The organism is Vibrio ouci (assembly GCF_004551525.1).
GTDB lineage: Bacteria > Pseudomonadota > Gammaproteobacteria > Enterobacterales > Vibrionaceae > Vibrio > Vibrio ouci.
This window is the reverse complement of sequence record NZ_SATR01000020.1, coordinates 79,720-91,393: the sequence shown is the minus strand read 5'-3', so window position 1 is coordinate 91,393 and position 11,674 is coordinate 79,720. Positions and strand designations below refer to the sequence as shown.

The following is an 11,674-nucleotide window of genomic DNA, read 5'->3' as shown; positions in this document are numbered from 1 at the left end:
CGTGCAGATAAGCGCAATTTTAGCGAATTGCGCTGAAGGTTTGCCCAATCAAAGGCAATGATTGGGCGGCTGTGTTACTTTTTCGCCTGATAGATAGCGAATTTGTTGGTCTTATTTAGCGTCTCGCAATTACCGAATGCCTTTTCAATAATTGGCGGGTATTTTAGAAAGCTATTAGCAACAATAAACAGCTGACCTGATTTAGCCTGATAGCTTGGCGCTTTGGCAAGTAAGGTCTCAGTGGCACTGTAGCTGGTGTCTAACCCAGCGTGGAATGGAGGGTTGCTGATAATGAAGTGATAGTCATTGCTAGTATTTGAATAGACATCTGACGCAAACACTTTACCGCTTAAGCCATTGGCCGCTAACGTTGCTTTGCTTGACTCAACGGCTAGCGCACTAATATCGCACATCTCCAGTTCGATCTTTGGGTTGAGTATCGCCATAACACTGCCAATCACCCCAGCACCACAGCCAAAATCGAGCACTTTGCCTGAAAGAGCAGGTAGGGTGTCTAGCAGCAGTTTACTGCCAATATCGAATTCGCCATGACTAAACACACCCGGTAAGCTTTTGATTGTCAAAGAGGTCTCTTTGTAGCTGACTTGGTAACTCTTGAACCATTGATTGAGCTCAAAACGTTGTGGTGCTTGTGTACACTGGCCCCAGTAAAATGAACAGCGTCGTGCAGAGTCGTATTTAGTGATTGGGCCGTAAGGCTTGAACATCTTTTCAATGCTCTTAATACCTGAGCGGTTTTCACCCACAACAACGATTTCAGTATCTTCCCCAAGCTTGCTCATAAGCATGGCAAGTAAGTACTCAGCTTCAGCCTTCGCTTTTGGCCAATAGAGCAACACCATATCTGCTTGTGTATCTTGATCAAACTCTGCACCAAACACACTTTTGATGTTAGGTTGCGACTCAAGTTGTCTGTAATAACCATAGTTAGTGGTAAACACAGTGACTGAGTGGCAATGATTCGCTAGTTCAACAGGGAAAAGATCTTCGGCTTCTCCAGCAACTAGGACGTGTTTACCTTCAAAGTAAGCAAGTTGTCGCTGAGCAATTTGGCTAGGAGCGATGTAAGCAGACATAATGAACTCGGTGTAAAAAAGTGAGGGAGGATTCTCGCATAATCCTCCCTCCGCGTGTAGTGGTAAATCGTGTTGACTGACTAGCTACGATCTTGCTGATCTAGGAAGCCCTGAAACTCTTCTTCATAGATATTAAATAGCACCATAGTGATGGCGAAGATCAGTGGGCCGTAAATTAAGCCGATCAAGCCAAATAAGTGTAAGCCGCCTAGGAGCGAGAAGAAGATCATCAGAGTGCTCATGCCGGCATTACCGCTACCCTGCATCAGTAGTGGGCGTAATAGGTTATCGATAGAGCCTACAATCGCAACACTCCAAACGGTTAAGAAGATAGCCCAAGTAGTATCGCCAGTAACGTATAAGTAGATCGCTGCGGGAATCCAAATTAGTGCGGTGCCGACGACAGGAATAAACGAAGCAAAACCCATCATGGTTCCCCAGAATAATCCTGGGAAGCCAGCAAGCCACATACCTAAACCACCAGCAACACCTTGTGCAATGGCGGTGAGGAATGAGCCCATCACCGCTGACTTTGAAACTTGCTCAATTTCATCCAACAGTTTGTCTTCTTGGCTGCGAGAAAGAGGCAAGATGTGACGCATGGCACTGATGATCTTATCGTGGTCACGCAGCAAGAAGAACAGCACGAACAACATCAAGAAGAAATCCATCAGGAAGCTTGTTGCATCACCTAAGATTTTTGCACTGATCCCGACAAGGTTACTACCAAATGATGTGGCAAATTGCGCCACTTTTTGCGCGACTTCTTGTGGTTCGATGGTATCGAAAGGTAAGTAGGTATTGACCAGAGACAAGCCTTTGACCACCCATGGATGTTCGAAAATTGCTTGGATACCGCCGTTTGTCACCCATTGATAGACATTCTGAGAAAAGTTGGAGCCTTGCTGTACTATTGCAGCGAATACAAACAACAGTGGCACAACGACGATAAAGGTCAGCACAATGCACGACAGCAATGAGGTGATGTTGTGATGATTAGGCAGACGTTTCTCTAGCCACTCATGAATAGGGAACATCAGCAAAGAGATGATGAATGCCATAACAATTGAGTTGATGTAAGGCTCTACAAGCAAGAAGCAAGCAAAGCCTGCAGCAAGTAGTGCAACAATCAATACCCAATGGCTGGAAGTTATTTTGACCTTATCTGACACAATAGTTGTCCAATGATGCGATTTTATACCAGTATAATGGCTGCAAAATTTCCAGTCTTCAATTCAAAATCAAAAAGTTATCCATGAGGCATTTATTTTATGGGCTGTTGTAACAATGAGAAGTGCGCAAGTGAAGCTAAGGCAAAGAGACGTAACCTCCCTTGGTTTAGTCTGCTAGTTGCGGCATTGGTTGTGTTGGTAGTACTTAACTGGCAATAAAAAAGCTGCACTAGGCAGCTTTTTTATAAGTAAGGAGCTAATTAAGCTTCTTGAGCAAGGATAGCAAAACAGCGGTCTGCTGCTTCTAGCGTTGCTTCAATTTCTTTACTGCCATGTGCTAGTGAAGTAAAGCTTGCTTCAAATGCTGAAGGTGCTAGGTAAACACCGTGCTTAAGCATTAGGTGGAAGAAGCGCTTAAAGCGTTCGATATCGCACTTAGTAACGTCTTCGTAGCGAGTGATGGTCTCTTGCTCAGTGAAGAAGAAGCCAAACATACCGCCTACTTGGTTAACCACCAATGGGATACCGTGGCTCTCTGCCAGTGCTTTAAAGCCATCTGCCAGTTGCTTAGTCTTAGAAGCAAGGCGTTTCTCGTTGCCTTCTTCTTTTAGTAGGTTAAGACATGCGAAGCCCGCAGCCATTGCTACTGGGTTACCTGAAAGTGTACCTGCTTGGTAAACTGGACCTGTTGGAGCGATGTACTGCATCACTTCCTTACGGCCACCAAACGCGCCTACTGGCATACCGCCACCAATCACTTTACCTAGTGTCGTTAGGTCTGGTTTGATGTTGTAGTAACCTTGAGCGCCACCAAGAGCAACGCGGAACCCCGTCATTACTTCATCAAAAATCAGTAGTGCGCCTTCTTCATCACAGATTTGACGCAGACCTTCGTGGAAGCCTTCTACAGGTGGGATACAGTTCATGTTGCCCGCAACTGGCTCAACAATGATACAAGCGATTTCACCTTTGTTTGCAGCGAACAGCTCACGTACTGAGTCAAGATCGTTAAATGTTGCGGTTAGGGTATGTTTTGCAAAGTCTGCTGGTACACCTGGTGAGCTTGGTTGACCAAGTGTTAGAGCACCAGAGCCAGCTTTAACTAGTAGGCTATCTGCGTGGCCATGGTAACAACCTTCGAACTTCATGATTTTATCGCGGCCAGTGTACCCACGAGCTAGGCGAATCGCACTCATGGTTGCTTCTGTACCTGAGCTCACCATGCGGATTTGCTCCATTGATGGTACGAGCTCTGACACAAGCTCAGCCATAGCGATTTCCATCTCAGTAGGAGCGCCAAAGCTAAGGCCGCGCTGCGCTGCATCAATAACCGCTTCACGGATCACTGCATGGTTATGACCTAGAATCATAGGACCCCAAGAACCAACGTAGTCAATGTACGCCTTGCCATCAGCATCAAAAATCAATGGGCCATCTGCACGCTCAACGAAAATCGGTGCGCCGCCAACGCCATTAAAAGCACGTACTGGAGAGTTCACGCCACCAGGAATGGTTTGTTGTGCTTTTTGAAATAGATCTGCTGATTTGGTCATGGGATATCCTCTTTTGATTGCTCGGACCAATTTGGCTCGCATTGTACCTGCCCAATCCAATTCAATAAAACGCTTTGCGCCACATTCTGAGTACTTTGGCAGCAAATAGACCAGTTTTTGCGTAAAAAATAGCTTCAAAAGTGGTGAATACTTGAACGCTTCACTCAGGTATTAGATAATCAGCCTAATATTAGAATATAAAACTCCAGATGGTGAGAGCGGTCTGGGTATAGACGACTGAGAGAGGTCATCGTGAGCGAAGTAAATATCCCACTAACATTTTCAGACGCAGCCGCTAACCGAGTTGGGGCGCTGATTGCTGAAGAAGAAAATCCGAATCTAAAACTGCGTGTTTACATCACGGGTGGTGGCTGTAGCGGTTTCCAATACGGTTTCACTTTTGACGAGAGCGTCAATGAAGGTGATACAACAATCGTAAACAGCGGTGTGACATTAGTTGTTGACCCTATGAGTTTGCAATATCTAGTGGGTGGCCAAGTCGACTACACCGAAGGTCTAGAAGGCGCGCGCTTCTTTGTTAACAACCCGAATGCGACAACAACCTGTGGCTGCGGTGCATCATTCAGTGTTTAATCACTAACAACTTCCCTAAGGCTGCTTTCGCAGCCTTTGTTTTATCTAGTATTCCTTATCGCCACATAGTGATTATTCCAGAAACTGAGACCTGACCTAAATTACTGTCCAACTGTATTTTATTTTTTAGTGGTTAATTTATATCCTGATAAATAGTTCTTGTTTAGTTCTGAGCTGCAATACATAAAAGATGATGTTTTAACCGCATTTGACGCGTATCTAAATACTAAGTAGCAACACTAAGGACAGTTATGGCTAGTTTCTCTCCACTGCGTTTTTTCGCAGTTCGCCCCTATTTGATCTCTCTGATTCTGGTAACAATACTGACGCTGTGGCTTGGTGTAGGTATGTTGAATGCTGAAGACACGACGCCTCAGAAGGAAACTGAACAGATTCCACTGGCTAAAGTAGCCTTTACCACCTTTACTGCGCAATCGACGCATAAGTCGATAGATCTTTATGGCCGCACTGCGCCGAATAAGCAAGCCAAGTTAGGCGCAGAAATTGCCGGCAAGATTATTCAGCTTAAAGTGAGAAAAGGGGACAGCGTTAAGCAAGGTCAGGTTATTGCCCTGATTGATAAAGGGGATCTCGAGATTCAACTTCAGCGCGCTCAAGCGATGCTGAAAGTAAAAGAGAAAGAGTATAAAGCGGCCCAATCACTGAAGAGCAAAGGTTTGCAAGGTGAAGTCGCATTTACCAATGCCCAAGCGGGATTAGTCGAAGCTAAGGCAAGCGTCAGTAATGCCAAGATTGCATTAAGAAACACATCTGTTACTGCTCCTTTTGGTGGCGTGGTGGATCATTTATTTATCGAGAAAGGTGACTTTGTTGGGGTTGGCGATCCGGTGGCGACTCTGATTGATCTAGAAAAAATTATTATTGAAGCGGATGTCAGTGAGCGCCATATTCAAGATTTACTTGCTGATCAACAAGCTAAAGTGCGCTTTATTAATGGCCAAGAAGCTATGGGGACGGTGCGCTACATTTCACGTGTTTCCTCTTCTTCGACCAATACCTTCCCAATTGAAATCGAAATGGCCAATCCTGAGCAGAAAATCCCAGCTGGTATCAGCGCCGAAGTGACATTAAACCTGCAAGATCAGTTGGCGATTAAGATAACCCCTGCAATGTTGGCGCTTGATGAAGCCGGCAATCTGGGTGTCAAAACCTTAGTTAAAGAACGTATTGAGTTTGTGCCTATCCAACTGGTGAAGGCCGAGCAAGATGGGGTTTGGCTTACCGGTCTTGGTGAACGAGTCAAGATTGTCACGACCGGACAAGGTTTTGTGCGTGATGGCGACCAAGTCGTTGCCATCGAGCAGCAAAACTAGGAGGCACAATTATGTTTGCATTAATTGATGCCGCGATGTCGCGTACCCGCACCATGATGGTATTGCTGATATTCATTTTGTTGGCAGGTATTGGCACTTATATCACCATTCCTAAAGAGTCGAGTCCGGACATTACCATCCCGATTATTTATGTGTCGGTTGGACACCAAGGGATTTCCCCTAACGATGCTGAGCGATTGCTAGTTCGACCTATCGAGCAAGAGCTGCGAGCGATTGAAGGGGTGAAAGAGATGACCTCGACTGCCTCAGAAGGCCACGCTTCGGTGATGCTTGAGTTCAGTGTTGGTGTCGATTTGAATAAGGCGATGTCGGATGTGCGTGAAGCGGTCGACTTAGCCAAACCTAAGCTGCCTAGTGACAGTGATGAACCTACGGTAAATGAAGTGACGCTAGCCTCGGAAGAGCCAGCGTTATCCGTAGTGCTCTATGGCACAGTGCCCGAGAGAACCATTGTACAAATTTCCCGTCAGTTAAGAGACAAGTTGGAAAGCTATCGTCAGATCCTTGAAGTCGATATTGCTGGTGATCGAGAAGATATTGTTGAGATTATCGTCGATCCGCTGTTGATGGAAAGCTACGGTCTTGATCAAGCGGATATCTACAATCTAATCGCGTTGAATAACCGCGTGGTTGCCGCAGGCTTTGTTGATACGGGGTATGGGCGCTTTTCGGTCAAAGTCCCATCGGTCTTTGACTCATTGAAAGATGTGTTGGACCTGCCGGTTAAAGTCGATGGTAAGCAGGTAATTACCTTTGGCGATGTCGCAACAGTTAGGCGAGCATTCCGTGATCCTGAAAGTTATGCACGATTAGATGGCAAATCAGCCATCGTTATGGATGTGAAAAAGCGTGCTGGCGAGAACATCATTGAAACCGTTGATTTGATTAAACTGGTATTGGAAGAAGCGCAGAAGCGTCCTGAATGGCCGAACAACTTATTGGTTAAGTACACTTGGGATCAGTCGAAAGATGTCAAAGTGATGCTCAACGATCTGCAAAACAATATCTTATCAGCGATCATATTAGTGGTGATTGTCATCATTGCTATCTTAGGTGTCAGAACCGCATTTCTGGTTGGGGTCTCGATTCCTGGTTCTTTCCTTACTGGTTTATTGGTGCTTTCTGTATTCGGCTTAACGGTCAATATCGTGGTGCTTTTCTCATTGATCATGGCCGTGGGCATGCTGGTGGATGGCGCGATTGTTGTTACTGAGTTTGCTGATCGGCGCATGCAAGAGGGTACGCCGAGACGTGAAGCATATCGAGATGCCGCTAAGCGCATGGCTTGGCCGATTACCGCATCAACAGCCACAACACTAGCTGCGTTCGCTCCGCTACTATTCTGGCCTGATGTCACTGGCGAGTTTATGAAGTACTTACCGTTAACCTTGATCGCCACACTCAGTGCTTCGCTAGCCATGGCATTGTTATTAGTGCCTGTGTTGGGCAGTTTGATTGGCCGACCGCAGCATGTGACCAAAGAGCAGCGCGAGAAAATGGTCGCGTTACACGATGGCGATTTTTCTAAAGCGACAGGGCTGACCAAACTCTATTTCCATACCTTAGATATTGCTATCAAGCATCCGCTAAAAATCCTGTTTAGTGCTATTTTGCTCGCTATTGCGGTGGGCTTTACCTACGCCAAAGCGGGGTTGGGTGCGGAATTCTTCCCTGAAGTTGATCCGCCATTCTTTACCGTCAAAGTTCGTTCGTATGGTGACTTATCTCTTGATGAGAAAGACGTGATTATGCGTGATATTGAAGCGGTAATGCTGGGCCATGATGAGTTTGAAAGTGTCTATACACGTACTGGCGGGGACGATGAAATCGGTCAGATTCAGATTACCCCGGTTGATTGGCAGTATCGACGTAAAGTGAAAACCATCATTGAAGAGCTGAAACAGCAAACCGATCATTATGCTGGGGTAGAGATTGAGTATAAGTTCCCAGATGCAGGTCCTCCAGTAGCACACGACCTAGTGATCGAAATGTCTGCTCGCATCCCAGGCGAGTTAGATAACGCGGCTAAGTTAGTTAGGCAGTGGGCGGACAACCACCCTGCGTTTACTAATATCAGTGATACCTCCAGCAAAGAAGGTATCGACTGGCAGATTGATATTCGCCGAGATGACGCCTCTCGTTTTGCAGCCGATGCAACACTGGTCGGCAATACGGTTCAGTTTGTGACTAATGGACTTAAGATTGGTGATTACTTGCCAGATGATGCCACCGAAGAAGTGGATATTCTGGTTCGTTACCCAGAAGAAAAGCGCGATATTGGTCGATTCGATCAGCTGCGGGTAAAAACGCCTGCCGGGCTGGTGCCGATCACCAACTTTGCCAATATTGTTCCTGAACATAAGCAAGACACTATCCGCCGTATTGATGGCCATCGCGTGATCAACATAATGGCTGATATGAAAGAGGGTTATAACCTAGCGCTAGAGTTGCCTAAGATAACTCAAGCGGTCGCCCAGCTTGAATTACCTTCAGGGGTCGAGTTTAAGATCCGCGGACAGAACGAGGAGCAAGAGAACTCTTCTGCCTTCTTACAAAATGCGTTTATGGTCGCGCTTGTCGTGATGGCGCTGATATTGATCACTCAATTTAATAGCTTCTATCAGGCATTCTTGATCCTAAGTGCGGTGCTGTTTTCAACCGTTGGGGTATTTGTTGGTTTGCTGGTATTTCAAAAGCCGTTTGGCATTATTATGTCGGGTATTGGTGTGATTGCCTTAGCGGGCATAGTGGTGAACAACAATATCGTTTTGATTGATACCTACAATCAGTTGTTAAAGCGTGGACTGGATAAACGAGAAGCGATATTACGTACCGGTGTACAGCGTCTGCGCCCCGTATTATTGACGACAGTGACGACGATTTTAGGACTATTACCTATGGTGCTAGAGATGAACATCGACTTGATTAACCAGAAGATTGAGTTTGGTGCACCAAGTACTCAGTGGTGGTCGCAATTAGCGACTGCGGTTGCTGGTGGGTTGGCGTTTGCTACGGTTCTGACATTAGTTCTGACGCCGTGTCTGCTGATGCTGGGTAAGCAGCACAAGGTAGAAGAACAAGCCAATAGGGTGATAGAGGCTGATTAGCCGAAGAAACTCCAATAGAACAAGACCCGCTCTAGTAGGCGGGTCTTTTTTATTGGTATTTATTGTGTGGCGAGCAGCTCGCCATATCGTTCCAACTTATCCAATCTTATCTTCGCATTGGCAATAAAGGTGGTTTTTGTTTTACCAGTTAAAGACTTAGACTGAGGTAACTTAACCGTTCTGGCATTTTTATGTACCCCATTAACGAGGAATTCATAATGCAGGTGAGGGCCTGTCACGCGGCCTGTTCCGCCCAGAGTACCAATCGTCTGTCCCTGTTTAACGCGTTGGCCTGTTTTCACGGTACGTTTGGTTAAGTGGAGGTATTTGGTAATGTAGGTATTGCTGTGTTTGATAAATACGTAGTTACCATTGAACTGGTTGTAGCTAGACTTCTGAACAATACCATCACCAGCAGCCCAAATCGGCGTACCTACTGGAGCTGCGTAATCGGTGCCGCGGTGTGCTCGCACTTTACCCGTTACTGGGTGGCGGCGAGTTGGATTGAAGTTGGACGTTACACGACGAAAATCAAGCGGTGAGCGTAAGAAGGCTTTCTTCATCGCACGGCCGTTTTCATCATAGTAATTTCCGCTCTTATCATCACGGATGGCTGTAAAGGTATCGCCTTGGTTGGTAAAGATCGCAGCAATGATTTTACCTCGACCTACCACTTCACCTTCGACCACTTTTTCTTGGTAGAGGATTCTGAAGTTATCGCCATTACGAATATCGAGTGCGAAGTCGATATCCCAGCCAAAAATTCCCGCCAGTTCCATAATCTGATTGGCTGTTAAACCTGCACTAATACCCGCATTCCAGAAGTTGGAAGTGATTTTCGCTTCAGCATAGTTGTATTGAAAGTGAACGTCTTTTTTATCAATGGTAGAGGTGTAGCCATTATCAGACTTAGTCACTAAGAAAGCTTCGTAAGGGCTAAGTTGACGCTTAATTTGAATCAGTTGTTTGTCTGCATCAAAACCAAACTGAAAAGAGTCACCGGGTCTTACTCGTGTTAACTGACGTTCAATATCTTTGTTGGTTGAAGTTAGCTCATACAGCAGACGAGAAGATAGTCCTGCGCGTTGAAATAGCAAAGCCATGCTATCACCGGAGCCAATGGTGTGTTTTTCCCAACGTAGCACAGCTAGTGTAGGTACAGAGGATTGCTCTGCGAATATCCCTTGATCAATTTTGATCGGGTAAGCCTTGCCGATTTGGTAATTACTTTCCTCCTCTCGAAGATCTTTCGGTGCAGGAAGAAACAGCGCGACAACAATAATGGCGCTAAAAAAAGCGATGAGAGCTCGGTGAATCCATGGAAGTCGAGCGAAAAGCGACAACATCTTATGTCCGTTCTAAAAAATTCAATAAAAAAGCTAAGCTGTTTAGTCTAACTGGTTTCAAAAAGCATCGCTATTCAAGTAAGATGGCAAACTAACAAATTTTTGCCAAATCTGTGGGAGTGAACAAGAATGGCGAGCATTGAAGCTGCACTAGCCGAGATTAAGCGCGGTGTTGACGAATTAATTCCAGAAGAAGAACTGATTGCTAAATTGAAAGAGGGTCGTCCTCTTCGCATCAAATTGGGTGCCGATCCAACTGCTCCTGATATTCACCTAGGTCATACAGTTATTTTGAACAAGCTGCGCGCTTTTCAAGAACTAGGTCATGATGTGACGTTCCTAATTGGTGACTTCACTGGCATGGTTGGTGACCCAACTGGTAAGAACACGACTCGTCCACCACTGACTCGTGAAGACGTTCTGCGTAACGCTGAAACGTATAAAGAGCAGGTGTTCAAGATTCTTGATCCAGCAAAGACTAAGATTCAATTTAACTCTGAGTGGCTATCTGAACTTGGTGCTGAAGGTATGATTCGCCTTGCTGCTAACCAGACTGTTGCTCGTATGCTTGAGCGTGATGACTTTAAAAAGCGCTACACAGGCGGCCAGCCAATTGCTATCCATGAGTTTATGTATCCACTCCTACAAGGTTATGACTCAGTAGCAATGGAAACAGACGTTGAGCTAGGTGGTACTGACCAGAAGTTCAACCTACTGATGGGTCGTGAACTGCAAAAAGCACACGGTCAAAAACCTCAGGTTGTTCTGACAATGCCACTTCTTGTTGGTCTTGATGGCGAGAAGAAGATGTCTAAGTCAGCGCACAACTACATTGGTGTGAGCGAAGCGCCGAGTGAAATGTTCGGTAAGATCATGTCGATTTCTGATGACTTGATGTGGAGCTACTACGAGCTGCTGTCATTCCGTCCTCTGGAAGAGATTGCAGACCTTAAAGCTGGCGTTGAAGCGGGTAAAAACCCACGTGATGTGAAAGTTGCACTAGCAAAAGAGATCATTGCGCGTTTCCACACTGAAGCTGATGCTGACGCTGCAGAGCAAGAGTTCGTTAACCGTTTCGCTAAGAACCAAATCCCTGACGAAATGCCAGAGTTTGAGTTTGATGCAGGTCTTCCTGTGAGCAATCTTCTGAAAGAAGCGGGTCTGTGTGCGTCTACTTCAGAAGCGATGCGTATGGTTAAGCAGGGCGCAGCGAAGATTGAAGGTGAGAAGGTAGCAGATTCTAAATTTGCACCAGAAGCAGGCACATACGTATTCCAAGTTGGTAAACGTAAGTTTGCTCGTATTACTATCAAGTAATCGACGATAAAGTCATTCAACTGACCGTTCATAAAAGCGCCTAGTTAGGCGCTTTTTTTATATTTTCCATTCGAACTATAACTTGCTCAAATATTGTGCTTTTTTTGCCTAAAGTGACTGATTTTCTGTTTGG

General features: G+C 45.7%; 8 protein-coding genes. 4 read left to right on the top strand and 4 right to left on the bottom strand.

Features of this window, described 5'->3' with window-relative positions:
• Positions 1-74: 74 nt before the first annotated feature.
• From rsmC to hemL, 3 genes are all read right to left on the bottom strand, one after another.
• Positions 75-1,097 carry a 16S rRNA (guanine(1207)-N(2))-methyltransferase RsmC gene (gene rsmC / locus ELS82_RS14025; RefSeq protein ID WP_134836022.1) on the bottom strand — a complete coding sequence of 341 codons (1,023 nt, stop codon included), beginning with the start codon at positions 1,095-1,097 and terminating at the stop codon, positions 75-77.
• An 80-nt stretch (positions 1,098-1,177) separates the two neighbouring features.
• Positions 1,178-2,269 carry an AI-2E family transporter gene (locus ELS82_RS14020; protein WP_134836021.1) on the bottom strand — a complete coding sequence of 364 codons (1,092 nt, stop codon included), beginning with the start codon at positions 2,267-2,269 and terminating at the stop codon, positions 1,178-1,180.
• Positions 2,270-2,529: 260 nt separating this feature from the next.
• The gene (hemL, locus tag ELS82_RS14015) at positions 2,530-3,822 is read right to left on the bottom strand and encodes a glutamate-1-semialdehyde 2,1-aminomutase (protein WP_053441173.1); all 1,293 of its coding nucleotides are present in this window, start codon (positions 3,820-3,822) and stop codon (positions 2,530-2,532) included.
• A gap of 252 nt (positions 3,823-4,074) precedes the next feature.
• Between hemL and erpA the strand changes: the two genes are divergently transcribed.
• From erpA to ELS82_RS14000, 3 genes are all read left to right on the top strand, one after another.
• Positions 4,075-4,416, top strand: a complete 342-nt coding sequence (erpA, locus tag ELS82_RS14010) for an iron-sulfur cluster insertion protein ErpA (RefSeq protein WP_004410128.1) — start codon at positions 4,075-4,077, stop codon at positions 4,414-4,416.
• Between the two features lie 251 nt (positions 4,417-4,667).
• On the top strand, positions 4,668-5,750 hold the full coding sequence (locus ELS82_RS14005) for an efflux RND transporter periplasmic adaptor subunit (RefSeq protein WP_134836020.1): 1,083 nt from the start codon (positions 4,668-4,670) through the stop codon (positions 5,748-5,750).
• Positions 5,751-5,761: 11 nt separating this feature from the next.
• Positions 5,762-8,878: an efflux RND transporter permease subunit gene (locus ELS82_RS14000; RefSeq protein ID WP_134836019.1), complete on the top strand. Its 3,117-nt coding sequence runs from the start codon at positions 5,762-5,764 to the stop codon at positions 8,876-8,878.
• Between the two features lie 59 nt (positions 8,879-8,937).
• On the opposite strand, the gene shyC is transcribed toward ELS82_RS14000, so the two are convergent.
• On the bottom strand, positions 8,938-10,224 hold the full coding sequence (gene shyC, locus ELS82_RS13995) for a peptidoglycan DD-endopeptidase ShyC (RefSeq protein WP_134836018.1): 1,287 nt from the start codon (positions 10,222-10,224) through the stop codon (positions 8,938-8,940).
• Between the two features lie 129 nt (positions 10,225-10,353).
• Between shyC and tyrS the strand changes: the two genes are divergently transcribed.
• On the top strand, positions 10,354-11,541 hold the full coding sequence (gene tyrS / locus ELS82_RS13990; protein WP_134836017.1) for a tyrosine--tRNA ligase: 1,188 nt from the start codon (positions 10,354-10,356) through the stop codon (positions 11,539-11,541).
• Positions 11,542-11,674: the final 133 nt, after the last annotated feature.